Genomic DNA, 23,859 nt, shown 5'->3' on the forward strand with positions numbered 1-23,859 from the left:
TCTCCGTCTCCCCGCGGGGGCCACGACCGGACCCCGCTCCCGGACCGGCGGCGGGGCGGGTGACCTGCCCCGCGACCTCTTGACCGATCCCTTCGCTGCGGGTCTATTGTGACCCAGACATAGGACATCCCATGTCCAACGTCCGATCACCTGCCGTTCCCGTTGTTCGCCGGCCGTTCTTCCCTTCGTCACCGGATCTCGGCCGGCGGTCCCGCACCACACCGCCTGGAGCCCGTCATGGCACTGCCCACCCCGCTGACCGGTGTCGTACCGCCGGTCTGCACCCCCCTGGACCCGCGCGGCGAGGTCGACACCGGCTCCCTCGGGCGGCTGGTGGAGCACCTGGTCGACGGCGGCGTGCACGGTCTCTTCGCCCTCGGCTCCACCAGCGAGGTCGCCTACCTCACCGACGCGCAGCGGGCCACGGCGCTGGAAGCCGTGCTCAAGGCGGCGGACGGCCGGGTGCCGGTACTGGCCGGCGTCATCGACACCACCACCGCCCGGGTCGTCGAGCACGCCCGCACCGCGGCGGGCCTGGGCGCCGACGCGCTGGTGGCCACCGCGCCCTTCTACACCCGTACGCACCCGAAGGAGATCGCCGGGCACTTCCGCGCGCTCCGGGCCGCCGTGGACCTGCCGCTCTTCGCGTACGACATCCCGGTGGCGGTGCACAGCAAGCTCTCCCCCGCGCTCGTCCGGGAGCTGGCCGAGGACGGCACACTGGCCGGGCTCAAGGACAGCAGCGGCGACGAGGGCGGGCTGCGCAGGCTCCTCGTCGAACTGGGCGGCCGGGACGGCCGGCGCACCGGCCCGGCGCCCGGCTTCGCCGTCCTCACGGGCTCCGAGCTGACCGTGGACGCGGCGCTGCTCGCCGGCGCCGACGGAGTGGTCCCGGGCATCGGCAACGTCGACCCCGCCGCGTACGTCCGCCTCTACGACGCCTGCCGCGCGGGCGACTGGGCGGCGGCAGCGGCCGAGCAGGAGCGGCTGGTCGCGCTCTTCGGCATGGTCGACGCCGGGCCCGAGGCCGAGATGGGCCGCAGCTCCTCCGCGCTGGGCTCCTTCAAGGCGGCCCTGCACCTGCTCGGCGTCATCGGCCACCCCGCCACCGCGGCGCCGCAGCTCCCCCTCGGCCCCGAGGCCGTCGCCGAGGTCGCCCGTCACCTGACCGCCGCCGGCCTGGAGCCGGTCCGATGACCGGCCCGGCGCGGCCGGCGGGCCCGGCGTCCAAGGGCGCGGCCCTGCCCTGGTACCGGGAGGTCACCCCGGCCCGCTGGAAGGCCTTCTTCGCCGCCTGGATCGGGTACGTCCTCGACGGCTTCGACTTCGTACTGATCACCCTGGTCCTGACGGAGATCAGCGCCGAGTTCGAGCTGAGCACCGTGCAGGGCGCGAGCCTGATCTCCGGTGCCTTCATCACCCGCTGGCTCGGCGGCGCGGCCCTCGGCGCGCTCGGCGACCGCTTCGGCCGCAAGGCGTCGATGGTCGCGAGCATCCTGCTCTACTCCCTCGGCACCTTCGCGTGCGGCTTCGCCTGGGACTACACCAGCCTCTTCGTGGCCCGGCTGCTGATCGGCATGGGCATGGCCGGCGAGTACAGCGCCAGCGCGACGTACGTGCTGGAGAGCTGGCCGTCCCGGGTACGCGGGCGGGCCAGCGGCTTCCTGATCTCCGGCTTCTCCATGGGCTCGGTGCTGGCCGCCGAGTGCTACAAGTGGGTCGTGCCGGCGCTCGGCTGGCGCTGGATGTTCTACATCGGCCTGGCACCGATCCTGATCGCGCTGTGGGTACGGCGGGCCCTGCCGGAGGCCGAGGAGTGGAGCGCGACGGTCGCCGAGCGGGAGACACGGCCGAACCCCTTCCGGCCGCTGTTCGCCTCTCCGCTCCGCGCCACGGCCAACACCGTGCTCACGGTCGTCGCGACGCTCGCCCTCTTCGGCGTCTTCACGCCGGTGGGCGCGGGCGCGATACCGGTGCTCGCCGTGGTCGCGACGCTCGCCCTCGGCGGGCTCGCGGTCCAGCTCGGCGGGCGCCGCGGGTGGCTGCTGTACCTCTCCCTGATCGTCACCGTCTTCGTCGCCTTCCTCTACACCTGGCCCATCCAGGCGCTGCTGCCGACGTACCTGAAGACCGAGCTGCACTACTCGCCCGGCGAGGTCACCAACGTGCTGTTCTTCGCCGGCTTCGGCACCATGGCGGGCTGCTGGCTGGCGGGGTTCGTCGGCGACTGGATCGGGGCGCAGAAGGCGTACGCGTTCACCCTGCTCGCCTCGCTGGTCTTCGTCTTCCCGGTCTTCGCCGCGCGCGACAGCCTGCTGGTCCTCGGCGCCCTGCTCTTCGTCCTGCAGGCGCTCAGCTTCGGCATCTCCGGCCTGCTCCCCCGCTACATCGGCGGCCACTTCCCGACCGAGAGCCGCGCCGCGAGCCTGGGCTTCACGTACAACGTGGGGGCGCTGGGCGGCGCGGTGGCACCGGTACTGGGCGCGAGCCTGGCCGAGGGCCGCTCGCTGGGCAGCTCGCTGGCGCTGCTCACCTTCGCGGGCACGGTCCTGGTCGTCCTGCTGGTCGGCTTCGACGTACCGGCCCGCCTGAACCGCCTCCTCGACCCCGAAGCCCCCCGCGACCACCTGGCGGCGGAGGAGTCGGCGGTGGAGGGGCCCGGGGCGGGTGCTGCCGACGACGTCCGGCAGCAGGCGTAGGGGCCTGCTGCCCCGTCCCGCACGGGCTGGGGCCCGCTGCCCCGTCCCGCGCGGGCACGCCTCGTACGGGTGACGGTGTTCGAACGGTGCGGCGGCGCTGCGCGTGCGGCGGCAGGATGCCGGCATGGATGCCGTACGTGTCGCGCTGCTGCGTGAAGTGCTCGCCGGGACCGAGTGGATCCAGGCCACCCGCCGCTTCGCCGGATCGCTGCGGGCGTCCGTCGCGCCGCACGGCGGCGGGCTGCTGCTGGTCGGCAGCGCGGAGTACGAGCCGTGGCACCTGGCGGCGCACCTGGACGACGAGGCCGCCTGGTCCGGGCTGCCGGAGCTCTCCCCCACGCTGGTGCGGCACCGGGTGCCGCTGGGCGTCCCGGCGCATCTGTCGGTGGGGCTCGGGCGGCTGGAGACGGCGCGGCGGGGCGAGACGCTGCTGGTCGTGGCACCGGAAGCGCCGGGGGGCGGGCTGCTGGAGCGGGTGCACGACGCGCGGCGCAACGGTGCGACGGTGCTGGCGCTGGACTCGGGCGACCGGGAGCTGGGGGCGTTGGCGCACGACGCGCTGTCCGTGCCGCTGGCGGCGGTGCCCGCCGATCTGGACCTGGACACCGTGCAGCATCTGGTGAGCGCGGCTGCCGGGGAGAACAGCCTGCCGGCTCCGCGGCGGCATCGGCGGTTCCGTGACCGGCTGTCCCGGCTTGCGGATCAGTTGACCGCGCCGCCGCCGGCTCGGTGGTGACGGGCCCGCCTTTGGCGGGGGGGCGAGTGACCGGCTTGCCCGGCTTGCGGTGGTGCGGGGCGCCCCTGTCGTCGGTGCTGCGGGGCGCCTCTGTCGTCGGTGGTGCGGGGCGCCTCTGTCGTCGGTGGTGGCGGTGACGGTCCTCCGCGGGTGGGGTACCGGACTGCTTCGCTTTACGTCCGGTACCCCACCCGCTCCGGCCCGCCCCCTCCCGTCGTATGCCGGCTCCCCGTCCACTGGGGTCTGCGCCACACGGTGAGCTGTTCGCTCACCGTAGAATTCCTCAAATGCACGAAGAACTGCGCGGGGCCCTGGGCGGGCTTCTCGACGGGCTGCCTGCGAAGCAGGCCTCGGCGGCCGTGGAGCGGCTGATCGCCAATTACCGGGGGCGTACGCCGACCGACGCGCCGGTGCTGCGGGACCGGGCGGACGTCGCCGCGTATGCCGCGTACCGGATGCCCGCGACGTTCGAGGCCGTACGGGCCGCGCTGGTGGAGTTCGGGGCGCGGGTGCCCGGCTGGGCGCCCGGCTCGCACCTGGACATCGGCGGCGGTACGGGCGCGGCGGCCTGGGCGGCGGCCGATGTCTGGCCGGGGCTGCGGACGACCGTGTGGGACTGGGCCGAGCCGGCCCTCGCGCTCGGCCGGGAGCTGGCCGAGGGGCAGCTGTCGGAGACGCGCTGGGAGCGTCGGGTGATCGGCGCGGGGCTGGTCGTTCCGGAGGACACCGACCTGGTGACCGTCTCGTACGTGCTCGGCGAGCTGACGGCCGGGGACCGGGAGGCGGTCGTGGCGGCCGCGGGGCAGGCGGGTACGGCCGTACTGATCGAGCCGGGCACCCCGGACGGGTACGCGCGCATCCGTGCCGCCCGCGAGCAGCTGGTGGCGGCGGGGCTGCGGGTCGTGGCGCCGTGCCCGCACAGCGCGGAGTGTCCGATCACGCCCGGTGAGGACTGGTGCCACTTCTCGGCCCGGGTGAACCGGTCCTCGCTGCACCGGCAGGTGAAGGGCGGATCGCTGCCGTACGAGGACGAGAAGTACGCGTACGTCGCGGCGACCCGTGTGGCGGCGGAGCCGGCCGCGGCCCGGATCGTGCGGAAGCCGCAGTTGCGCAAGGGGCAGGTGCTGCTGGACGTGTGCACGGCCGAGGGGCTGGGGCGGCGTACGGTCACCAAGCGGCAGGGGGCCGTCTACCGCGCGGCGCGGGACGCCTCGTGGGGTGGCACCGTGCCGGGTGAGGAGTAGGCGTGGACAGGAAGGCCCCGGACGCCGCGCGCCGTAGTGAGCGCTCGCGGCGGGCGATCTTCGATGCCGCTCTTTCGCTGGTCGGTGAGGTCGGCTACCAGCGGCTCACGATCGAGGGCATCGCCGCCCGGGCCGGCGTCGGCAAGCAGACGATCTACCGGTGGTGGCCCTCCAAGGCCGATGTGCTGCTGGACGCCTTCACCGCGGAGGGGGAGGCCGAGGGGCACGCGGCCGGGCTGCCGGACACCGGGGACCTCGCGGCGGATCTGAAGGCCGTGCTGCGGGCCACGGTGGACGAGTTCCGGGACCCGGCCTTCCAGGCGCCGTACCGCGCGCTGGCGGTCGCCGGCGCGGCCGACGAGCAGCTCTCGGCGCGCTTCGTCGAGCGGCTGCTGGAGCCCGGCGTGCGGGTCTACGTCGAGCGGCTGCGGGTGGCGCAGGAGGCCGGGGAGATCGCGGCCGGGGTCGATCTGCGGATCGCGGCGGAGATGCTGCTGAGTCCTTTCTCACAGCGCTGGCTCATGCGGACCGGCGAACTGACGTACGCGTTCACCGACAGCCTTGTCGATACGGCGCTCGCGGGCTTCCGTCCGCGCCCCTCTTGAGCGCCGGGTGCGCCCCCTTTACAACGCGTCCCGTACACCCCGAATCTCCGCTCCGGTCACCCCAGGAGGAGGATGGTGGCAGCATTGATCCCAGACCACCGCTCGAAGTGAGGGGATAGATGGAACGCAAGAGCAGGTTCTCCCAGTGGCTGCGCCGGCCGAGGAGCGGTACGGACGGCGTCGATACGGACACGGGATCCGCGGCCGGCGGCGGCCGCGAGGACCTGCTGCTGGCAGCGGCCGACGCGGGATTCCCGCTGGCCCCGGCGGCGCACCCCTCCGGCTACGGCTGTTCCTGTGAACGCATCGGCTGTCCCACTCCGGGCCGGCACCCCGTCTCCTTCGGCTGGCAGACGGTCGCCACGACCGACCGCGAGAAGGTCCAGCAGTGGCTGCGAAAGCACCCGCAGGCCAATTTCGTCACCGCCACCGGCATCGCCCACGACGTGCTGGACGTGCCGCTGGACGCCGGCCGGGCGGCCCTGGAGCGGCTGGAGGGCGAGGGCGTCGAGGTCGGCCCGGTCGCGCTGAGCGGCGCCGGGTACGGCCAGGGCCGGATGCTGTTCTTCACCGCCACCCGCGGCACCCCGGACGACGAGGACGAGTGGTGGCCGTGCGAGCTGGACTGCCATCCGGAGACGATGGACGAGCATCCGGGCCTGCGCTGGCACTGCCGCGGCAGCTACGTCCTGCTGCCGCCCTCCCGGCTCGGCGGGGACCAGCCGCCGGTGTCCTGGCTGCGCGGCCCGGAGCGCCCGCTGCCGGACCCGCTGTCCCTCCTGGAGGCGCTGACCGACGCCTGCGCCACGTACGCGGGCGAGCACGAGCACGAGCACGAGTCGGCGGCCTGGCCCATCGGCCGCTGACCCCGGCCGGCCTCAGCCTTCGACGGCGCCGCGCTCGCGGTCGTCCTCGCCACGGGCACCCGGGACGGCGGCCTCCGCGGCACGGGGCGCGGCCCTGCCGGGGGCGAGGAAGAGGACGAGCGTGGGGATCAGGTAGAGGCACCAGACGACGACCTGGACGACCGTGGGGTCGGGCTGGAAGTTGAAGACGCCCTTGAGCAGGGTCCCGTACCAGCTGTCGGCGGGGATCTGCGCGCTGATGTCGAACGCCTTGCTGCCCAGGCCCGGGACGAAGCGGGCCTCCTGGAGGTCGTGGAAGCCGTACGCGAGGACGCCGGCGGCGACCACGACGAGCATGCCGCCGGTCCAGGTGAAGAACTTCGCCAGGTTGATCCGCAGCGCGCCGCGGTAGAACAGCCAGCCCAGCAGTACGGCGGTGAGCAGGCCGAGCACGACGCCGACGAGCGGCTTGGGCGTACCGTCCGAACTCGCCTGCACCGCCGCCCAGACGAACAGCGCGGTCTCCAGGCCCTCGCGGCCCACCGCGAGGAAGGCGGTGAGGACGAGCGCCGCCGTGCCCATCGCAAGCGCGGCGTCGAGCTTGCCGTGCAGCTCGGCCTTCAGGTGCCGCGCGGTGCGCCGCATCCAGAAGACCATCCACGTCACCAGGCCGACCGCGATGATCGACAGGGAGCCGCCGAGCGCCTCCTGCGCCTCGAACGTCAGGGTCTGCGAGCCGAATTGGAGCGCGCAGCCGAAGCCGAGTGCCAGGACGACGGCGGTGGCGATGCCGAGCCAGATGGGCTTCAGCGCGTCGCGGCGGTCGGTCTTGACCAGGTAGGCGATGAGGATGCAGACGACAAGGCCGGCTTCCAGCCCCTCGCGCAGGCCGATCAGATAGTTGCCGAACACGTCGGTTCCCTCTCGTGTGCGACGGAAGTCAGGCGAAGAGCGTCCGGCCCCACCAGTCGTCCTTGTCGCGGACGCCCGGCGGGACGGCGAACACGGCCGAACCCACGTGCTGGATGTATTCGTTGAGCGCGTCGTGGCGCGCCAGGTTCGTCTGCAGCGGCACGAAGCCGTCCCGTACGTCCCGCTGGTACGCGAGGAAGAACAGCCCCGCGTCCAGCCGCCCCAGGCCGTCCGTGCCGTCGGTGAAGGAGTAGCCGCGGCGCAGGATGCGGGTGCCGCTGTTGGAGTCGGGGTGCGCGAGCCGTACGTGTGCGGTCGGCAGCATCGACTTCAGGTGCGGCGCGTCGAACTCCCGCTGCCTGCCGACGGGGGCGCCCTCGCCCTTGCTGCGGCCGAAGACGTCCTCCTGCTCCTTGAGCGAGGTGCGGTCCCAGGTCTCGATGTGCATGCGGATGCGGCGCGCGACGAGGTACGAGCCGCCGGTCATCCACGCCCCGGCGCCCTTGTCGTCCCGCTCCCCCACCCACACGTGCGCGGCGAGCGCGGCGGTGTCGGTGCCCGCGATGTTCCGGGTGCCGTCCTTGAAGCCGAACATGTTGCGCGGCGTGTGCGCGTCCGGCGTCGTGGAGGAGGTCTTGCCGAAGCCGAGCTGCGACCAGCGCACCGCGACCTTGCCGAAGCCGATGCGCGCGAGGTTGCGGATCGCGTGCACCGCGACCTGCGGGTCGTCGGCGCAGGCCTGGACGCACAGGTCGCCGCCGCTGCGGGCGGCTTCGAGGTTGTCGCCGGGGAACCCCGGCAGGTCGATCAGGGCCGCCGGCCGCCGGTCCTTGAGGCCGAAGCGGTCCTCGCCCTTCTTCTCGAAGAGCGACGGGCCGACGCCGAAGGTCAGGGTGAGGCGGGACGGCTTGAGGTCCAGCGCCTCGCCGGTGTCGTCCGGCGGTGCCTCGGCGAGGCCGCCGACCGCGCCCTCGCCGACCGGCCGCCCCGCGGTCATCCGTGCGGCGGCGGCCGTCCACTCCTTCAACAGGTCGGTCAGCGCTTCCCGGTCGTCGGTGGTGACGTCGAACGCGGCGAAGTGCAGGCGGTCCTGGACGGCGGTGGCGATGCCGGCCTGGTGGGTGCCGTGGAAGGGTACGGCGTTCCCGGCGGCCGGCGCGGGGTCGTCGCCGGTGTTCAGCGCCGCGGCCGTACCGCCGGCCGCGACCGCGCCGAGCGCCAGCCCGGCGCCGCCCCAGCCGAGCAGCGCGCGGCGGGACGGGGTGCGCGGGGCGGTGTCCCGGGCCTCCTCCGTGCTCCGGGTGATCTCCTCGGATTCCGGTGCTGCCATGGGGTCCTCCTACTCGGCCACGGCGGCGGCGAGCTTCGACAGCGGCTCGGCCAGCGCGCTCACGCCGTCGGACAGGTCCTTGCGGTCGCCCTTGGAGACGGTGTCGTAGGCGACGAAGCCGTCGCCCTCGCGGTACTCGTCCAGCTGCTTCCCGATCGCCTCGAACTGCTTGTCCAGCTCCTTGACCAGGGCCGGGTCGTTCTTCCCCGCGACCGGCTTCAGCAGCTCGTACGCCTTCTGCGCGCCCTCGACGTTGGCCTGGAAGTCGACCAGGTCGGTGTGGCTGTAGCGCTCCTCCTCACCGGTGACCTTGCCGGTGTAGACCTCGTCCAGCAGCTCCTTGGCGCCGTTGGCCATGCTGGTGGGGGTGATCTCGGCCTTGCCGACCCGCTGCTGCCAGTCCTTCAGGTCCTTGATCAGCCGGTCGGCGAGCTTCTTGTCGGCCGCGGAGATCTTCTTCTTCTCCCACAGGGACTGCTCCAGCTTGTGCCAGCCGGTCCACTTCTGGCCGTCCTCCAGGCCGTCCTCGCGGACGTCGACCTTGGGGTCGATGTCGCCGAAGGACTCGGCGACCGGCTCGGTGCGCTCCCAGCCGACGCGGGACGGCGCGTACGCCTTCTTCGCGGCCGCCAGGTCACCGCTCTTGACCGCCTCGGCGAACTCCTCCGCCTTGGGCAGCGTCTCGTCGGCCTGCTGCTGCGCGTACTTGCGGTAGTCGGCCACCGCCGCGTCCAGCTTCGGGTTCCGCTGCGCGGCGGCGCCCTTGCCGGTGACGGTGATCTTCTGCCGGATGCCGTCGCCCTTCATGCCGGGCTTGCAGGCGATCTCGTACGAACCGGCCTTCACCTCGGCGGTGATGGCCGCCTTGGTGCCGGGGCCGATGTTCTCCCGCTCGGTGACGATGCGGTCGCCGGGCGCGTAGACGTACACCTCGGTGACCTTGCTGCCCTTGTTCTCGACCGCGAGCCGGACATGCCCGGCCGGGAGCTTCGTACGGGACACCTTGCACGCGTCGTCGGACGCCGTCACCTGCACGGCGCCGGCTTTCCCCGATCCCGCGACGTCGCTCTTCGCGGCGCAGCCGGCGGCGGTGAGGGCGGCGGCCGCGGTGATCGCGGCAATGGTGGCGGAGCGGAGTGCTCGCATGCGGGCTCCAGGCAGGCTCGGGCGGCGCTCGGACGAGGGGGGACGGGTCCGGCGCGCGTCTGTCTCTTACTAAGGCGCGCCTAACTTATCTGAGGCTTACCTGAACGCAACCCGACTGTCCAGTGATCCCTCTCTCACGGAGAACGGGGGCATAACGGGCCTCCCAGCAAGGGGCAATGGCCTGGTAATGCGCTGGTCAAGGTAAGGGTCGATGGGCCCGATGATCTCGGACCCCTTTTGAATGGACCCATGACCGATCTTCATGTGGTGCGGGTGTTCTGCGGGCCGGGCGGCGGGGGCGGGAATCCGCTGGGGGTGGTGCGGGACGGTGGCGCGGTGCCCGGCCGGGAGGCGCGGCAGGCGCTCGCCGGGGAGCTGGGGTTCAGCGAGACGGTGTTCGTCGACGACGCCGGGCGCGGCGCCGTCGACATCTACACACCCGCGCTGCGGCTGCCGTTCGCGGGCCATCCGCTGGTCGGCACGGCCTGGCTGCTGCGGCACCTCGGGGAGCCCGTGGACGTGCTACGGCCGCCGGCCGGGGACGTGGCGGTGCGGTACGACGGCGAGATCACCTGGGTGCGCGGCCACGCGGAGTGGGCCACGGGGCGGACGCCACGGGAGTACGCCTCGGCCGCCGAGGTGGAAGCGCTGCCCGCGCCACCGCCGGGCGAGGGGTGGCTGTACGCGTGGGCCTGGGCCGACGAGGCGGCGGGACGGGTACGGGCGCGGGGATTTCCGCGCCGTGCCGAGGAGCGCGGCGCCGGCCGCTCCCGTGGAGCCGGCGCCCGCACCGGGACGATCGTGGAGGACGAGGCGACGGGCGCCGCGGCGCTTCAGCTCACGCACCAGCTGGGCCGCGCCCTGGACGTACGCCAGGGCCGCGGCTCACAGATCATCACGCGGCCGGCGGCCGGCGGGTGGATCGACCTCGGCGGGCGGGTGGCGCTCCGCGAGGTACGGCAGCTCGGCTAGCGGCGCCGTACCCGCCTCAGGCGCTCAGCGGGCTGCGGCCGTCGCCGCCGAACTCCTCGCCGAGCTCGCGGAAGACCGCGGTGTTCAGCGCGAACGCTCTCTTGCACTCGTCGACCACCCGGTGCTTCTCCAGGTCGTCGACGGGCAGCGCGTCGAGCAGCTCGCGGTACTCGCGCTTGAAGGCGGCCGGGTTGCCGATGCCCTCGAAGACGTAGAACCGGACGCCGTCGCCCTTGCGCGCGAAGCCCCAGGTCTTCTCGGCCGTACCGCGGATGATCTGGCCGCCGGAGAGGTCGCCGAGGTAGCGGGTGTAGTGGTGCGCGACATAGCCGGCCGGCCAGTCGCGGGCGCACTCGGCGACCCGGGCCGCGTACGCCTCGGTGGCCGGCAGCGGCCGGGCGGCCTCGCGCCAGCCGGGCCCGGCCAGATGCGCGAGGTCGCGCTCCAGCTCGGGGGTGCGGGTCAGCTCCGGGCGGATGAAGGGGCCCGCGACCGGGTCGGCGGCGAGGGCGTCGGCGCTCCGCTCCAGGGCGCGGTAGACGAACCACAGCTGCTCCGTGTAGCGGCGGTACGCCGTGACACCGAGGCGCCCGCCGAGCATGTCGCCCATGAACGAGGAGTTCTCCGCCTCGGTGTGGGCCTCGTGCGACGCCGTGCGGATCAGCGTCGAGAAGGGCGTGGGCAGGGCGGAGCTGTGCGCGTCCATGGCGGGCCTCCAAGGACCGATGGGTAGCGGCCGGGAACCGATTGTGGCAACTTAGGCTTACCTAAGTCAACCAGTTCCCGACAGCCTGTCGGTAAGAGCCTACCCGTGACCGCGCCCGAAGTCCCCTGGTTCGGGGCAGCCCGTGGATCTCCGCTCAGGGCAGCGTGAGGATCTCCGCGCCGCTGTCCGTGACGACGAGGGTGTGCTCGAACTGCGCGGTGCGCTTGCGGTCCTTCGTGACGACCGTCCAGCCGTCCTCCCACATGTCGTAGTCGTAGCTGCCCAGGGTCAGCATCGGCTCGATCGTGAAGGTCATGCCGGTCTTGATCTCGGTGGTGTGGTGCGGGCTGTCGTAGTGCGGCACGATCAGGCCGGAGTGGAAGGACGTGTTCACGCCGTGGCCCGTGAAGTCGCGGACGACGCCGTAGCCGAAGCGCTTGGCGTAGGACTCGATGACCCGGCCGATGATGTTGATCTGCCGGCCCGGCTTCACGGCCTTGATGGCGCGGTTCAGCGACTCGCGGGTCCGCTCGACCAGGAGCTTGGACTCCTCGTCGACGTTGCCGCAGAGGTAGGTGGCGTTGTTGTCACCGTGCACGCCGTGGATGAACGCGGTGACGTCGAGGTTCACGATGTCGCCGTCCTGCAGGACGGTGGAGTCCGGGATCCCGTGGCAGATGACCTCGTTGACGGAGGAGCACAGCGACTTGGGGAATCCGCGGTAGCCGAGCGTGGAGGGGTAGGCACCGTGGTCGCACATGTACTCGTGCGCGACGCGGTCCAGTTCGTCGGTGGTCACACCCGGCTCGATGAGCTTGGCCGCCTCCTCCATCGCCTGGGCCGCGATCCGGCCCGCGACGCGCATCCGCTCGATGGTGTCGGCGTCCTGCACCTCGGGGCCCGTGTACGGGGTGGGCCCGGGCTTGCCGACGTACTCGGGGCGCGGGATGGAGGCGGGGACGGGGCGCTGCGGGGAGATGGTCCCCGGGACAAGAAGAGACTGGCCAGACATGCCAGCGAGTGTATCCGCGAGCCATCGGGCAGGATGGCGTCAGGCAAGGCGCCCACTGGCGGAGGAGGCCGGGATGGCACTGTTCAAGCGGGGTACGGCAGGAAAGCCCGGTGAGTGGTACTACTGCCTCAAGCACGGCACCGTCGAGGAGGGCCCGGAATGCCGGGCGGCCGACCGCATGGGCCCGTACGCGAGCCGCGAGGAGGCTTCGCACGCGATGGAGACGGCCCGGGAGCGGAACGCCGAGTGGGAGAACGACTCCCGCTGGACCGACAAGAAGGCCGGGGACGGCGGATCCTGAGCGTCCCGGCGGTCAGCCCGCCGAAGCGCGCGCCAGATACGTCGCGAGCCGGGCCCGGGGCACCGGCTCGCCGCCGCGGCGCGGGTGCACCGCGTTCGTCAGCAGCACGAAGAACGTGTCCGAGGCCCGGTCCAGCACCAGGCTCGTGCCGGTGAAGCCGGTGTGCCCCGCCGCGCCGCGCTCCGCCAGCTCGCCCATGAAGCCGGGCTGCGCGACGCGGAAGCCCAGGCCGGGCGGGGCGAGCATCAGGTCCACGGTCTCCGGGCGCAGGACCGGTCCGCCCCCGGTGAGCAGCGCCCGGCAGAGCACCGCGAGGTCCTGGGCCGTGGCGAAGAGCCCGGCCTGCCCGGCGACGCCGCCCAGCGCGTAGGCGTTCTCGTCGTGCACCTCGCCGCGCACCACACCGCCCGCGCAGGAGGGCCGCCGGGCCTTGAGCAGTGCTTCGGCCTCGGTGGCGGCCACCCCGGCCGGCGCCAGCGGCCCGTACGAGGTGCTGATCATGCCGAGCGGGCCGGTGATCCCGTCCCGGACGAGGGTGTCCAGCGGCTCCCCCTCGACCGCTTCCAGCAGCAGCTGGAGCGTGATGAAGCCGAGGTCGGAGTAGCGGAACGGGCCCGGTACGGCGCCGGCGGCCTCGGCCCACAGCGGCCCGAGCCGGTCGTCCCCGGTGAGGGGCCCGTCGTACAGCGGCAGCTCGGCCGCCAGCCCGGAGGTGTGGGTGAGCAGGTGGCGGATCGTTACGGCAGGGGCGAAGGACGGCAGGTGCCGGGCCACCGGATCGTCCAGGCCGAGCGCCCCGCGCTCCACCCGCTGGAGCACCGCGATGGCCGTGAACAGCTTCGACAGCGACGCGAGGTCGAAGACCGTGCCGGCCCGCACCGGCTCCCACCGCTCGCGGGCCAGCGGCACCCCGCGCCCCCGGTCCACGTCGTACGACCCGTACCGCAGCGCCCACCCGGCGGCCTCCTCGACCGCGACGACGGGGCCGCGCCCGGCCACCGCCACGACGCCCGCGCAGCAGGGAGCGGGCCCTTCGGGAAGCGCGCGGATCTCCGCGACGAGCCGCCGGGTCCAGGCCGGATCGAGCCCCGCCTGAGCGGGGGTGCCGTGGCGCAGTGGTGCGGGTGCGTTCAGAGCCGGTTCCCTTCGCGGTTCGTGCCGTCCTCCGTGGACTCCTCCCTACGCTGCCACGGACGGCACAGTCCCAGGAAGCACGCGACCGCCAGAAGTGCACAGCAACACTGGACGACGGCCATCGGCACGGCCGTCCCCTCACCCGCGATGCCGACCAGCGGGGAGGCCACCGCGCCCATGAGGAAGGTGGAGGTGCCGAGCAGGGCCGAGGCGGAGCCGGCCGCGTGCGAGGTGCGCAGCAGCGCCTGGGTGTTGGTGCTCGGCATGACCAGGCCCATCGAGGCCATCAGCACGAACAGCCCGGCGGCCATCGGCACCAGGCCGACGTGCCCGAAGACGCCGGCGGACATCAGCAGCAGCGCGACGGCGGCGAGGGTGATCAGGCCCAGTCCGACCGCCAGCACCTTGTCCAGCGAGACCCGTCCGACCAGCACCTTTCCGTTGATCTGGCCGAGCAGGACCAGACCGATGGAGTTGATGCCGAAGAGCATGCTGTAGGTCTGCGCCGAGGCGCCGTAGATCTCCTGGATCACGAACGGGGAGGCGCTGATGTACGCGAAGAGCGCGGCGAAGGCGAAAGCGGAGACCAGCAGGTACCCGGCGAAGACCCGGTCGGTGATGAGCCCGCGCATCGTGTGCAGCGCGGCGCCCAGGCCGCCCGCGTGCCGGCGCTCCGGCGGCAGGGTCTCGTGCAGCTTGCGCCAGACGACGAGGGTGAGCAGCACCCCGATGACGGTGAGCACGACGAAGACGCCGCGCCAGTCGGTGACCCGCAGGATCTGCCCGCCGAGGAGCGGGGCGACGACCGGCGCGACGCCGGATATCAGCATCAGGGTGGAGAAGAAGCGGGCCATCGCCACGCCGTCGTACATGTCGCGGACCACGGCGCGGGCGATGACGATGCCGGCGGCGCCGGCCAGGCCCTGGACGAGCCGGGCCGCGATCAGGAACTCGGCGTTGGGGGCGACCGCGCACACGGCCGTGGCCAGTATGTAGACGACCATGCCGATGAGCAGCGGGCGGCGGCGTCCCCACTTGTCGCTCATCGGGCCGACGACCATCTGCCCGAGGGCCATGCCGGCGAGGCAGGTGGTGAGGGTCAGCTGGACGGTGGCGGCGGGGCTGTGCAGGGACTGGGTGACCGCCGGCAGGGCCGGCAGGTACATGTCCATGGAGAGCGGCGGCACCGCGGTGAGGCCGCCCAGGATGAGAGTGACGAGGAGGCCGGTGCGGCGGGCGGCGACGGCGGCGGGAGCAGGCGCCGGTCCGTCGCTCGCGACGGGTATTCGGGGACTGGGGCGGCTCTGATGGCTCTCGGCCGTGGCGGGGCCGGGGTCCGACATGAGTGTCTCCATGGTTTGTAGATGTACGCACCATGGTGTCATGTCCGCGCGGACTCCGGCCCCTTTTTGTACGCCGGTCCCTTTCGTGCGGGCCTTCGTACGGCCCCGGTCGGGCGGTTCGTACGGGCCCGGGTCAGGCGGGCTTCAGCCCCGGGTCGCCCGCCTCGGAGACGAAGGACGCCGAGGTGGTGACGGGCGCGCCCTGGGTGGTCACGGCGGACACGGTCCGGTAGTCCGCGCGCGCCTTCTCCTGGTCCAGCTCGACCGTCACATAGCCGCGGCGGCCGTTGTAGAACTTCATGTGCGGGTTGGCCGACATATAGGCGTCCCAGTTGGCGGGCTTGTCGGCGCCGTCCTTGCCGCTGGCTATGGAGGTGGTCACGAACTCCACGCCCTGCGTCCGCGAGTCCTGGTCGGCGAAGTCCTTCTTGATGTCGAGCGCGTAGTGCACGTGCACATCGCCCGTGAGGACCACGAGGTTGTCCACACCCGCGGCTTCGGCACCGGCCAGCACCCGGTCCCGGGAGGCGGAGTAGCCGTCCCAGGAGTCCATGCTGACCTTGTAGGCGTCGCCGGGAACGGAGCGCCGCTCCGAGAACGTGACCTGCTGCGGCACGACGTTCCACAGCGCGCTGGAGCCGCGCCAGCCGTCGATCAGCCAGCGCTCCTGGGTGGCGCCGGTCAGCGTCCGGCTCTTGTCCGTGGACTCCGGGCCCGGCGCGTGCCAGCCGTCGCCGTACGCCTGGTCGGAGCGGTACTGCCGGGTGTCGAGGATGTCGAACTGCGCGAGCCGGCCGTACTGCACCCGGCGGTAGAGCTGCATGTCGGAGCCGCTGGGCTGCTGCGGGCGGCGCAGCGGCTGGTTCTCCCAGTACGCGCGGTAGCCGGCGGCACGGCGGGCCAGGAACTCGGCCGGCGGCAGCTCGTCCTCGCTGACGTCGGACGCGTAGTTGTTCTCCACCTCGTGGTCGTCCCAGGTGACGATGAACGGGTGCGCCGCGTGGGCCGCCTGGAGGTCCGGGTCGGACTTGTAGAGCGCGTACCGCAGCCGGTAGTCCTCCAGCGTGGCCGTCTCCTTGTTGAAGAGCGCGGGCAGCGTGCGGTCGGTGTAGTTGCGGGCGCCGCCGACGGCGTTCACCGGGTACTCGTAGAGGTAGTCGCCGAGATGGAAGACGACGTCCAGGTCCTCTTCGGAGAGGTGCCGGTACGCGGTGAAGTAACCGTCGTGGTACGCCTGGCAGGAGACGGCCGCCAGACGCAGGCTCTGCGGCTGCGCGCCGCGCGCCGGGGCCGTCCGGGTGCGGCCGACCGGGCTGATCCAGTCGCCGGCGCGGAAGCGGTAGTAGTAGACCCGGTCCGGGCCGAGGCCGGTCGCCTCGATGTGTACGGAGTGGTTGAACTCCGGGTGCGCGTCGGCCTTGCCGCGGCCCGCGATCCGCTGGAACTTCTCGTCGTGCGCGATCTCCCAGCGGACCGCGACCCGCGCGTCCGGCATGCCGTTGCCCGGCTCGTACGGGCGGGGCGCCAGCCGCGTCCACAGGACGACCGAGCCGGGGAGCGGGTCGCCGGAGGCGACGCCGAGCGTGAAGGGGTCCTCGGAGAGCCGCTTGGCGTCCGCCTCGGCGGCGTGCGCCGCGCCGCCGAACGGCAGGTTGGTCGCGAAGGCGAGCGTCGCGGCGGCCCCGGCGGCGGTGAGAAAGCGACGGCGGCCGAGGTGCTCGGCCGCGGCCCGCAACTGCTGGTCGTGCTGGGAGTGCTGAGTCATCTGCCCCTGCCCTGCCTGAAGTGTTCCCGGACTTCTCGTTGTCAGCAGTGATTGCAGAGGCAGGGGACGGCGCCGTGGCATCCGATGTACGACGCAACGATGACGGCGGGATGAGGACTGCACCCGCAACGGACAATTCCCGTACGCCCGGATGTAGCGGACGGGCGGCGGGTGTGGGGGGGGTGGGGTGTGTGGGGGGGTGCGGCGGCGAGGTGGCGGGACGAGCGGCGACCGTACGGGCCGCCCGCTCCCCGAAGTGGCAGGTCGCCGCGGGTGCGGCGGAGCCCGCGTCCTACGCTGCCGCCATGAGCGATACGACGACCAATGCGACAGCCGGTACGACGACCGGTACGGCGGCCGGTACGACGAGGACGGCAGTGGTGACCGGCGCGGGCTCCGGCATCGGGCGCGCGGTGGCACTGACGCTGGCGGCCGCCGGCTGGTCGGTGGCGCTGGCGGGACGGCGCGCGCAGGCCCTGGACGAGACGGCCGCCCTGGCCGGCGACGGCGCGGAGACCCTCGCCGTCGCCACCGACGTCTCCGACCCCGACGAGGTCGCCGCGCTCTTCTCCGCCGTACGCGACCGCTTCGGCCGGGTCGACCTGCTCTTCAACAACGCCGGCACGTTCGGCCCGCCCGTAGCGCTGGAGGACCTCTCCTACGAGGACTGGCGGTCGGTCGTCGACGTCAACCTCAACGGCGCGTTCCTGTGCGCCCAAGCGGCTTTCCGCGCCATGAAGAACCAATCACCGCAGGGCGGCCGCATCATCAACAACGGCTCCATCTCCGCACACGTGCCGCGCCCGAACTCCATCGCGTACACCGCGACCAAGCACGCCATGACGGGCCTCACCAAGTCCCTCTCCCTGGACGGCCGGCCGTACAACATCGCCTGCGGCCAGCTCGACATCGGCAACGCGGCGACCGAGATGACGGGCCGCATGCAGACCGGCATCCGCCAGGCCAACGGCGAACTCGCCGTCGAACCGGTCATGGACGCGGCGGACGTGGCCCGCACGGTCCTGCACATGGCCGCACTCCCCCTGGAGGCCAACATCCAGTTCGCCACGGTCATGGCGACGGCCATGCCGTACATCGGGAGGGGGTGAGGGGGCCGGGCGCCACCGAATCGGGAGGGGGTGAGGGGGCCGGGCACCACCGAGGACGGGGAGGCCGCTGGGGGCTGTCGGGACGGGCGGGGAACGGCGCGGAACGGGCGCACAGGGGCAGGAGACGGGTCGGCGCCGGAGGCGTGAACTCGGGTGACCACACCCCCGTCACACGTCCCCCACAACCCGCTCCGACAACCTCCACCGCCCTTTCCGCGCCGGGCCCCACATCGGCCGACCGCTCGGTACGATCCCGCGCATGCCTCCCCACAACGACCTGGATGACCAAGGGACCGCGCTCCTCCTGGAGTCCGCCACGACGCCCCGGGAGCGGCGCGCGGTACTGCGCCGCCGTCGCCACCGGCCGTCGACCCCGCGCGAGGCCCGCATCACCCAGCTCGTGGTCTCCCTGCTCTTCCTGGCCGGCGGCATCGGCGCCCTCGTCGAACACGTGGACACGCACACCTCGGCCCGTACCATCGCGGCCTATCTCACCCTGATCACCCTGTGCGTCGTCTCCGCCGAACTCAGCCGCCGCGGCCGCACCCGCATCAGCTTCTGGCTCCTGTGCACAGGCATGATCGCCCTCGGCCTCACCACCCCGTTCCTCCTCTGACACACCACCCCCAGCACCCCCGCCACCCCACGTTTTTTCGTGCAGTTGTGGAGACGGGTTTGTGAGGGAGATCGGGCGGGGGTGTGCGGATTCCCCGTCGCTCGGACGCCCGCCCGCCACAGGCGAACGGCGGGAGACCGTGCCGGCCCGTCCAACACCTGGCAGCAGGGCGCGGGGCGACGGGCGTGGGGCCCCTGCGCTCAGCCCACGGGCCCCCACCGACGAGTACGCGGCCGCTCGCCACTCGCCGCGGCCTTCGCCTTCGTAGCGGGACGTCCGTGCTCAATGCAGCGCACGGGCATGACGGCACCGTCGGCACGCAGCGACACCATGCCGTCCCCGTAGATATCGCCCACGTACCAGACCTGCGCCCGCCCGGCCGGTGGCCGGCGAAGAGCGAGCCGCGTACGCAGTGCCTCGTTGCCGGTGACCAGCACGAGGCCCCGCCCACGGTGCCGTATCTCCACATCCATCGTCCGCCTTGGCGTGGCTCTGCTGCGCAACTTCCGCCACAGGGTGACGCTGATCCGCACCCGCAGAAAGGTCGGGATCATCGTGATGGCCGGCACGAATCCGGGCTCCTTTCCGGCGTGAAATCCCTGATGCCCGCCCGGGAGGAGCAAGAGGAAGGGGGCCTGCGAGATTGCCAGAAGACCACCCCTCGGAGCAGCCGTAGCCGCACCGAACGACGCGTGGCCGGAAATGAGCAGGCCGGGCCCGCCAGCGGCGCGGGGGCCGGCACTACCGGGACACGACCCGATGCCATGGCCGGGATGGCGAGTTCGGGCAGCCGAACACCAGCCTCGACGGCCCGCGTCAGCGCTCCGGGAGCGGCATCGGCAAGATGCCCGAAGCGTCTTTCCGGGAGCTCAAGCATGCGGTGGGGACCGCGCTTACCCGGCACCGCGAGAATGCCCAGGAACCGCGGGCCCCCGAGGAACCACAGCGTACGAATCTCCGCCTTGTCTGCAGGATCAGCCTGGGGAGAAATCCGCTCCTTCCACCACCGGGTGCGCCGGTTTTCGTCCACGTAGACCACGACCGAGGACGTCGGCTTGTCCGGATCTGGGATCTCGAACCAGGGCCTGCCCCCATGAGCGGAATAGCGCTGCCCGACCGAGCGCGGAAGACTCTTCTCGTGAACCTGTCACGAATAGACGCACAGGACACGGCGCGTCCGGAACAACCGGCGAACTCGGGGGACTTGCGGGAAAAATACTTCGCATATTCCGGCGATGAGATGCACCATCATCAGCAACCAGATCAACCACACCGGGGTAGGCAGGAGCACGAAGAACACGACGACGCTCGCCGCAAGCCCCAGAGGGACGCTCAGAAAATGTCGCGCGAAGCCGACCAACCAGCTACGACGAGTTGCCGGGCGCCGCCAGGCAGTGTCCTCGGTGACGCGAGATGGCGAAGCGTTGGATTGCTGGGGCAGGGGACGAGTCGTGGACTGTTCCACACTGCTTCTCTGGCGTTATGGGCGAGTTTCCGGTGGCGAAAGCGGCCCCTTATCTTGCCGTTGCCGTACAGGTGGACGTCAGCGCGGCTGCGGGCCTGGCTCAACGGCAGGTCCCCGACGCCGTATGACATCGGGGACCGTACGTCCGGACCGCGTCGGCCAGCACCCTTGAACGCCAAGCGCTTCACTCTGCGGTAATACATTGACGCAAGTTGCGCGGAAATATCCTGCGACGGTTACGCGCGATCCTGCCGGGACATCCGCATACAGCCCCACATACCAAAGCCCACAAACAGCGTCGCCAGGACGGCGATCGCGCCGACCGAAGACCCCGGCTCCCAGGACTCATCTTCCGGGCTGACTACTCCCTCGGGGTCATACCGAACCCGCACAACTTGGCCTCGCTCATCCCCGTCCTCACAGCCGGCACCCTCCGTGAGTTCCGGCCTTATCCCCTGCCCATTCAGCTTCTGCAGGGTGCACTTACGGGTCTTGTTGGAGTTGTCATTCTTTACCGCCACAACCTTGGCGTTGACCCAACGGCCGCGCTCCTTCAACGCCGAATCCTCGCCTGCTCCCTGTGCCACAAAACCCAGCACCGAGCCGATGACAAGTGGCAGCAATACCTGCCACGCCAACTTCCGCTGACTGTAGGGAACACGCCGGATCGCGAAGACCGGTACCATAAACGAGGCAAACGGGATGAGGAACCATCCCAGTACGGGAGCTGCGGCCCCGCTGATCCACGGAGCCAGCGGGACCGCAGGCGCCGACCACATGATCCCGATGATCGCGACCAAACATACGAGGTAGAACGACAGCCATCGCAGAAAAACTGATCGACCTACCCGGGCTTGCTTCTCGGAAGCAAGCCCCGCCCCTGCGGTGAACTCGCTTTCCCCGCGCGCCATTTTCTCGCCTTCTCCCTGTGCGCCCACTCATGGTTCAGATGCAAGCCGCGTACACAACCTTCGAAACTCCGAAGCTGTCAACACGCGAGCCGAAACCGGAATCGCCCCACTCCTTACGGGCTCACCCGATCCTTATCAATCGACTGTGACGCCGTTCGAGTGCCCGACGACTTTCAGGAGTCGGGCGAATTCATCGAAAGCGTCGATATTCGCGGACACCCAGCCGATGTTGTCGCTGACGGTACGCATGGACAGATCGATTCCACAGGATTCGACGCGCCATCCGTAGTTGACCGAGATGCAGAGAGCTCCCCCCTCCTCGTGCACGTAGTGGCGGATGGAGCGCAATCCCTTGCCGAGATTGTCGGTGGTGAAATCCACGATCTGTGGATCCTGCACGGCTCCGGGCGCATCGCGTTGCACCAGCGTGTCCAGGACCGGCTCCACCGGTCCTTCCGACTCGACCGCGTAGAAGAAGAACGGCAAGAGCTCCTGGCTGAGATCCGGAGCGTACGCGAACAGATGCTGCAGAGGGGTGCTCTGCGGAAGCCGCTCGGAGAAACCTTCGAGCCAGCGCGCCAGCTCCTTCACCTGCGACTTGTCACGAGGGCCCTCGTCTTCAAGAGCCCAGCGCAACTCGGCGGTCTTCTTCGCCCACTTCCGCCGCTGCCGGTCAGCGCCTCTCCCCTCGAGGACGGGGACGGCAATCCACGCCTCCGGGGCCGGATCTTCGGTGAAGTCGAGTGAGTATCGGAGGGTCATTCTGCGCTCCAGCGGAAGGTGGTCATGACGGCGTCGAAGAGTTCGGTAAGGATCTCGAGAAACTCCTGCGGAATGCCTTCGGGCGTGAGTGTGGTGAACGAGACGATGAGCCATTCACTCACCTCCCCGGGGTCCGGCACCGGCACCACGTAGTTGACTTGCCGGCTGGGAACCGAGTCTTCCTTCTTCGGGTTGGCGGGGACAGCTCGCTGGCAACGAACGCCAGGCACTTCGTCCAGCGTTATGTCCTCCGACGGCCCGAAGTCCTTGGTCAGGTGGCGCATCGTCTCGCTCGGCGAGGTCTGCGCGCCAAGACCTGGGGAGGCCTTGGAGACCAGGAAGGAGGCGGGCACCACCATTCCGTGCATCGGCTCCACGGGGAGGTAGATGTCGACGCCGTTCCGACGCCTGGCGTCGGCGACGGCCCGGTTGAGCCGACCGTGCAGCTCAAGTCGGGCTTGCGTCACCTTGTCCTTGGGGGTCGCCGGATCCACGAATTTGACGGAGTGATCCACGATCCCCTTGATCGCGTCCTGCGTCTCGGACTTCGACCTCAGTGGGATGCGGTCCCACCCCGGGGGCATCAGGAGCGTGTAGCCGCCGACCGCCATCTTAGGGGTTTCCACGGTACTCATTTCTCGTTTTTTGCGGGAGACGATTACCAGGCCGACGCAGCAGGCACCTTCCAGGTTTCGGACTTGAGACCGTTGTAGGCGCCCCAACTGGGCTTGGGGTCAAAGTCCGTATCGAACCATTCGTTGGCCAGCTTAGTGCCCGCGTTGAGAGTGTCATTGTCGCCAGCAGCCTTGTCGAAGACGTCCGCGCCGAATCCACCCCATGCCATGGCGGTCGATCCACCGTATGCCAAATGTCCACCGATGACACTCGCTGATGACACGGAATCCCCGTGCGCGGCGGCGTTCGCTCGGAGGTTCATGAGGTCGCTGATGGGCCCCTTGTCCCCCTGGTTGAGGGCCTTGCCCAGCTTCCCGATGTCGGCCTCGCCCTTCGCGACCTTTCCGGCATCTTCGGAAATCAGCTTCCGCAGGGTGTTCATTTCCGACCTGAAGGCTGCCTTCGTGGCATCGTCACCGGCGTTGGCGAGCCCTCGGGAGAGCTGGTTGCGCATGAACTTGGTGGCCGCAAGACCTTCCTTCAGACGCGCGACGCGACTCGTGGTGGCCGCGGCACGCGCGCTCGAACTCGCTATCTTCAGCCCCTTCGCGGCGAGCCCACCAGCGGCGAACGTCACCAGACCAATGCAGTCGAACGCCACCTCCATCCAGGAGGCCTTGCCAGCGGCCACCAACATTGATCTGCCGGCGACCACCGCAAGGCCGATGGCGAAGCCGGCCCAGATCAGGAGGTTCACTCCGGGGATGAACATCCCCACGATGGCGAGTGCCGTCCCGATCCAGCCGAGGATGTCGAGGAACAGCTTGAAGCCCTCGGCGTGCTCCGCCACCCAGCCGACGGCATCGTCCCAGAGGCTGTCCTCGATGTCGTCGTCGAGTGCGTCCTCGATGTCGCCGGCGATTTTGTTGCCGAGCCGGAGGTAGTGGCTCACCGCATCGGACATGCGGCCCTTGGCATCGTCGACCTTGTCCTCGTCCTTCTCGTCGACCTTGGCCTGGCTGAGCGCCTTGCGCGTCTCCTCCTGCGCGTACTCCAGCTCCTTGGCCCACTCGCGCAGCAGGCCGCTCACCTTGGTGTACCGGCCCTCGACCTTGCTGAGCTTGTCGGCGAGGTCGCCGGAGCCCTCCTTGAGCTTGTCCGCGTACTTACCCTTGAGGTTCTGGTTGTTCCCGGCTTGGCGGAGCAGTCGCGCCTGGTCCTTGATGGTGGTGGCGATGTTTTCGAGGCGGCGCGCCTCCTCACGGATGTCGTGCGGGTCGCCCGGCGTCGGATCGCCGTCGGAGATAGGAGACCAATCGACAGGTCGGTTGCCCATGTGTCTTCGCCCCTACTCGCTGTCGATCTTCTCGAAGCCCCGGATGACCTTCTTCACGTGGTCCTCCGTGCCCTTCATCTGCTCCATGAGTTCTTTGCGGTGGTCGTCCCAGTTGTCCGCGAACTCCTCCATGGCGCTGATGATGCGGGTATGGCCGTAGGCGTCCGACATCGCCCCCTGATTCGCCCCGCAGTTGTTGAACTCTTTACTGAGCCTGCCGAAGTGGCTCTTCATTGTGTTGAGCTCGTCGTAGTCGACAATTACGTCGCTCAATTCGCTCACCCTCCCCGTTGTT

At 70.9% G+C, this 23,859-nt stretch carries 24 protein-coding genes; 10 read left to right on the forward strand and 14 right to left on the reverse strand.

Annotation, left to right across the window (positions count from 1 at the left end; translation table 11 throughout):
* Positions 1 to 237: 237 nt before the first annotated feature.
* The 6 genes from ACZ6WH_RS11545 to ACZ6WH_RS11570 all read left to right on the forward strand — a co-directional run bounded on the left by ACZ6WH_RS11545 (position 238) and on the right by ACZ6WH_RS11570 (position 6,150).
* Complete coding sequence (locus ACZ6WH_RS11545) at positions 238 to 1,197, forward strand: dihydrodipicolinate synthase family protein (protein ID WP_362207078.1); 960 nt, start codon at positions 238 to 240, stop codon at positions 1,195 to 1,197.
* Positions 1,194 to 2,699 carry a sialate:H+ symport family MFS transporter gene (locus ACZ6WH_RS11550; protein ID WP_469727678.1) on the forward strand — a complete coding sequence of 502 codons (1,506 nt, stop codon included), beginning with the start codon at positions 1,194 to 1,196 and terminating at the stop codon, positions 2,697 to 2,699. Before ACZ6WH_RS11545 ends, ACZ6WH_RS11550 begins: the two co-directional genes overlap by 4 nt.
* A gap of 124 nt (positions 2,700 to 2,823) precedes the next feature.
* On the forward strand, positions 2,824 to 3,435 hold the full coding sequence (locus tag ACZ6WH_RS11555; protein WP_469727680.1) for a hypothetical protein: 612 nt from the start codon (positions 2,824 to 2,826) through the stop codon (positions 3,433 to 3,435).
* A gap of 287 nt (positions 3,436 to 3,722) precedes the next feature.
* Positions 3,723 to 4,679 carry a small ribosomal subunit Rsm22 family protein gene (locus ACZ6WH_RS11560; RefSeq protein ID WP_469727681.1) on the forward strand — a complete coding sequence of 319 codons (957 nt, stop codon included), beginning with the start codon at positions 3,723 to 3,725 and terminating at the stop codon, positions 4,677 to 4,679.
* Between the two features lie 2 nt (positions 4,680 to 4,681).
* Positions 4,682 to 5,284, forward strand: a complete 603-nt coding sequence (locus ACZ6WH_RS11565; RefSeq protein ID WP_469727683.1) for a TetR/AcrR family transcriptional regulator — start codon at positions 4,682 to 4,684, stop codon at positions 5,282 to 5,284.
* A 119-nt stretch (positions 5,285 to 5,403) separates the two neighbouring features.
* Entirely contained in the window at positions 5,404 to 6,150 is a 747-nt protein-coding gene (locus tag ACZ6WH_RS11570; RefSeq protein WP_469727685.1) for a bifunctional DNA primase/polymerase, read from the forward strand.
* A 12-nt stretch (positions 6,151 to 6,162) separates the two neighbouring features.
* On the opposite strand, the gene efeU is transcribed toward ACZ6WH_RS11570, so the two are convergent.
* Genes efeU through efeO form a run of 3 tightly spaced genes read right to left on the reverse strand, consistent with a single transcriptional unit; the run spans position 6,163 to position 9,517 of the window.
* On the reverse strand, positions 6,163 to 7,041 hold the full coding sequence (gene efeU / locus ACZ6WH_RS11575) for an iron uptake transporter permease EfeU (RefSeq protein ID WP_469727687.1): 879 nt from the start codon (positions 7,039 to 7,041) through the stop codon (positions 6,163 to 6,165).
* Between the two features lie 28 nt (positions 7,042 to 7,069).
* The gene (efeB, locus tag ACZ6WH_RS11580) at positions 7,070 to 8,371 is read right to left on the reverse strand and encodes an iron uptake transporter deferrochelatase/peroxidase subunit (RefSeq protein ID WP_469727689.1); all 1,302 of its coding nucleotides are present in this window, start codon (positions 8,369 to 8,371) and stop codon (positions 7,070 to 7,072) included.
* Positions 8,372 to 8,380: 9 nt separating this feature from the next.
* Positions 8,381 to 9,517: an iron uptake system protein EfeO gene (efeO, locus tag ACZ6WH_RS11585; RefSeq protein ID WP_469727690.1), complete on the reverse strand. Its 1,137-nt coding sequence runs from the start codon at positions 9,515 to 9,517 to the stop codon at positions 8,381 to 8,383.
* Positions 9,518 to 9,766: 249 nt separating this feature from the next.
* Here efeO and ACZ6WH_RS11590 point away from each other — a divergent pair, with 249 nt between their 5' ends.
* On the forward strand, positions 9,767 to 10,489 hold the full coding sequence (locus ACZ6WH_RS11590; RefSeq protein WP_469727692.1) for a PhzF family phenazine biosynthesis protein: 723 nt from the start codon (positions 9,767 to 9,769) through the stop codon (positions 10,487 to 10,489).
* A 16-nt stretch (positions 10,490 to 10,505) separates the two neighbouring features.
* Here the strand turns inward: ACZ6WH_RS11590 and ACZ6WH_RS11595 are convergent, their stop codons facing one another.
* On the reverse strand, positions 10,506 to 11,195 hold the full coding sequence (locus ACZ6WH_RS11595) for a biliverdin-producing heme oxygenase (protein WP_469727694.1): 690 nt from the start codon (positions 11,193 to 11,195) through the stop codon (positions 10,506 to 10,508).
* Positions 11,196 to 11,349: 154 nt separating this feature from the next.
* A complete protein-coding gene (gene map, locus ACZ6WH_RS11600) occupies positions 11,350 to 12,207 on the reverse strand; it encodes a type I methionyl aminopeptidase (protein ID WP_399708377.1) in 858 nt (285 codons plus the stop codon).
* Positions 12,208 to 12,280: 73 nt separating this feature from the next.
* On the opposite strand from map, the gene ACZ6WH_RS11605 reads away from it, so the two are divergent.
* The gene (locus ACZ6WH_RS11605; protein WP_399708380.1) at positions 12,281 to 12,508 is read left to right on the forward strand and encodes a hypothetical protein; all 228 of its coding nucleotides are present in this window, start codon (positions 12,281 to 12,283) and stop codon (positions 12,506 to 12,508) included.
* Between the two features lie 12 nt (positions 12,509 to 12,520).
* Here the strand turns inward: ACZ6WH_RS11605 and ACZ6WH_RS11610 are convergent, their stop codons facing one another.
* The 3 genes from ACZ6WH_RS11610 to ACZ6WH_RS11620 all read right to left on the reverse strand — a co-directional run bounded on the left by ACZ6WH_RS11610 (position 12,521) and on the right by ACZ6WH_RS11620 (position 16,750).
* Positions 12,521 to 13,624 carry a serine hydrolase domain-containing protein gene (locus ACZ6WH_RS11610; protein ID WP_469728012.1) on the reverse strand — a complete coding sequence of 368 codons (1,104 nt, stop codon included), beginning with the start codon at positions 13,622 to 13,624 and terminating at the stop codon, positions 12,521 to 12,523.
* A gap of 14 nt (positions 13,625 to 13,638) precedes the next feature.
* Positions 13,639 to 14,985 carry a multidrug effflux MFS transporter gene (locus ACZ6WH_RS11615; protein WP_469727696.1) on the reverse strand — a complete coding sequence of 449 codons (1,347 nt, stop codon included), beginning with the start codon at positions 14,983 to 14,985 and terminating at the stop codon, positions 13,639 to 13,641.
* Positions 14,986 to 15,118: 133 nt separating this feature from the next.
* Positions 15,119 to 16,750, reverse strand: coding sequence for an alkaline phosphatase D family protein (locus ACZ6WH_RS11620; RefSeq protein ID WP_469727697.1), 1,632 nt, complete (start codon positions 16,748 to 16,750; stop codon positions 15,119 to 15,121).
* A 305-nt stretch (positions 16,751 to 17,055) separates the two neighbouring features.
* Between ACZ6WH_RS11620 and ACZ6WH_RS11625 the strand changes: the two genes are divergently transcribed.
* Both ACZ6WH_RS11625 and ACZ6WH_RS11630 read left to right on the forward strand, forming a co-directional pair.
* Positions 17,056 to 17,859, forward strand: a complete 804-nt coding sequence (locus tag ACZ6WH_RS11625) for an SDR family oxidoreductase (RefSeq protein WP_469727698.1) — start codon at positions 17,056 to 17,058, stop codon at positions 17,857 to 17,859.
* Positions 17,860 to 18,118: 259 nt separating this feature from the next.
* Positions 18,119 to 18,475: a hypothetical protein gene (locus ACZ6WH_RS11630; protein ID WP_469727699.1), complete on the forward strand. Its 357-nt coding sequence runs from the start codon at positions 18,119 to 18,121 to the stop codon at positions 18,473 to 18,475.
* A 200-nt stretch (positions 18,476 to 18,675) separates the two neighbouring features.
* Here the strand turns inward: ACZ6WH_RS11630 and ACZ6WH_RS11635 are convergent, their stop codons facing one another.
* The 6 genes from ACZ6WH_RS11635 to ACZ6WH_RS11660 all read right to left on the reverse strand — a co-directional run bounded on the left by ACZ6WH_RS11635 (position 18,676) and on the right by ACZ6WH_RS11660 (position 23,837).
* Positions 18,676 to 19,044 (reverse strand): hypothetical protein, encoded by a 369-nt coding sequence (locus ACZ6WH_RS11635; protein ID WP_469727700.1) that lies wholly within the window; start codon positions 19,042 to 19,044, stop codon positions 18,676 to 18,678.
* A 1,132-nt stretch (positions 19,045 to 20,176) separates the two neighbouring features.
* Positions 20,177 to 20,878, reverse strand: a complete 702-nt coding sequence (locus ACZ6WH_RS11640; protein WP_469727701.1) for a hypothetical protein — start codon at positions 20,876 to 20,878, stop codon at positions 20,177 to 20,179.
* A 108-nt stretch (positions 20,879 to 20,986) separates the two neighbouring features.
* Positions 20,987 to 21,613, reverse strand: coding sequence for a hypothetical protein (locus ACZ6WH_RS11645; protein ID WP_469727702.1), 627 nt, complete (start codon positions 21,611 to 21,613; stop codon positions 20,987 to 20,989).
* Positions 21,610 to 22,248 carry a hypothetical protein gene (locus ACZ6WH_RS11650; RefSeq protein ID WP_469727703.1) on the reverse strand — a complete coding sequence of 213 codons (639 nt, stop codon included), beginning with the start codon at positions 22,246 to 22,248 and terminating at the stop codon, positions 21,610 to 21,612. Before ACZ6WH_RS11650 ends, ACZ6WH_RS11645 begins: the two co-directional genes overlap by 4 nt.
* Before the next feature lie 23 nt (positions 22,249 to 22,271).
* Positions 22,272 to 23,564: a putative T7SS-secreted protein gene (locus ACZ6WH_RS11655; RefSeq protein ID WP_469727704.1), complete on the reverse strand. Its 1,293-nt coding sequence runs from the start codon at positions 23,562 to 23,564 to the stop codon at positions 22,272 to 22,274.
* Between the two features lie 12 nt (positions 23,565 to 23,576).
* Positions 23,577 to 23,837 carry a hypothetical protein gene (locus ACZ6WH_RS11660; RefSeq protein WP_469727706.1) on the reverse strand — a complete coding sequence of 87 codons (261 nt, stop codon included), beginning with the start codon at positions 23,835 to 23,837 and terminating at the stop codon, positions 23,577 to 23,579.
* Between the last annotated feature and the right edge of the window lie 22 nt (positions 23,838 to 23,859).

The organism is Streptomyces sp. NPDC050806 (assembly GCF_055586425.1).

What these genes read in the sequence shown, in the direction of transcription:
- ACZ6WH_RS11545 (WP_362207078.1), top strand. Translation starts at nt 238, where the DNA reads ATGGCACTGCCCACCCCGCTGACCGGTGTCGTACCGCCGGTCTGCACC.
- ACZ6WH_RS11550 (WP_469727678.1), top strand. Translation starts at nt 1,194, where the DNA reads ATGACCGGCCCGGCGCGGCCGGCGGGCCCGGCGTCCAAGGGCGCGGCC.
- ACZ6WH_RS11555 (WP_469727680.1), top strand. Translation starts at nt 2,824, where the DNA reads ATGGATGCCGTACGTGTCGCGCTGCTGCGTGAAGTGCTCGCCGGGACC.
- ACZ6WH_RS11560 (WP_469727681.1), top strand. Translation starts at nt 3,723, where the DNA reads ATGCACGAAGAACTGCGCGGGGCCCTGGGCGGGCTTCTCGACGGGCTG.
- ACZ6WH_RS11570 (WP_469727685.1), top strand. Translation starts at nt 5,404, where the DNA reads ATGGAACGCAAGAGCAGGTTCTCCCAGTGGCTGCGCCGGCCGAGGAGC.
- efeB (WP_469727689.1), bottom strand. Translation starts at nt 8,371, where the DNA reads ATGGCAGCACCGGAATCCGAGGAGATCACCCGGAGCACGGAGGAGGCC.
- efeO (WP_469727690.1), bottom strand. Translation starts at nt 9,517, where the DNA reads ATGCGAGCACTCCGCTCCGCCACCATTGCCGCGATCACCGCGGCCGCC.
- ACZ6WH_RS11590 (WP_469727692.1), top strand. Translation starts at nt 9,767, where the DNA reads ATGACCGATCTTCATGTGGTGCGGGTGTTCTGCGGGCCGGGCGGCGGG.
- ACZ6WH_RS11595 (WP_469727694.1), bottom strand. Translation starts at nt 11,195, where the DNA reads ATGGACGCGCACAGCTCCGCCCTGCCCACGCCCTTCTCGACGCTGATC.
- map (WP_399708377.1), bottom strand. Translation starts at nt 12,207, where the DNA reads ATGTCTGGCCAGTCTCTTCTTGTCCCGGGGACCATCTCCCCGCAGCGC.
- ACZ6WH_RS11605 (WP_399708380.1), top strand. Translation starts at nt 12,281, where the DNA reads ATGGCACTGTTCAAGCGGGGTACGGCAGGAAAGCCCGGTGAGTGGTAC.
- ACZ6WH_RS11615 (WP_469727696.1), bottom strand. Translation starts at nt 14,985, where the DNA reads ATGTCGGACCCCGGCCCCGCCACGGCCGAGAGCCATCAGAGCCGCCCC.
- ACZ6WH_RS11620 (WP_469727697.1), bottom strand. Translation starts at nt 16,750, where the DNA reads ATGACTCAGCACTCCCAGCACGACCAGCAGTTGCGGGCCGCGGCCGAG.
- ACZ6WH_RS11625 (WP_469727698.1), top strand. Translation starts at nt 17,056, where the DNA reads ATGAGCGATACGACGACCAATGCGACAGCCGGTACGACGACCGGTACG.
- ACZ6WH_RS11630 (WP_469727699.1), top strand. Translation starts at nt 18,119, where the DNA reads ATGCCTCCCCACAACGACCTGGATGACCAAGGGACCGCGCTCCTCCTG.
- ACZ6WH_RS11645 (WP_469727702.1), bottom strand. Translation starts at nt 21,613, where the DNA reads ATGACCCTCCGATACTCACTCGACTTCACCGAAGATCCGGCCCCGGAG.
- ACZ6WH_RS11650 (WP_469727703.1), bottom strand. Translation starts at nt 22,248, where the DNA reads ATGAGTACCGTGGAAACCCCTAAGATGGCGGTCGGCGGCTACACGCTC.
- ACZ6WH_RS11655 (WP_469727704.1), bottom strand. Translation starts at nt 23,564, where the DNA reads ATGGGCAACCGACCTGTCGATTGGTCTCCTATCTCCGACGGCGATCCG.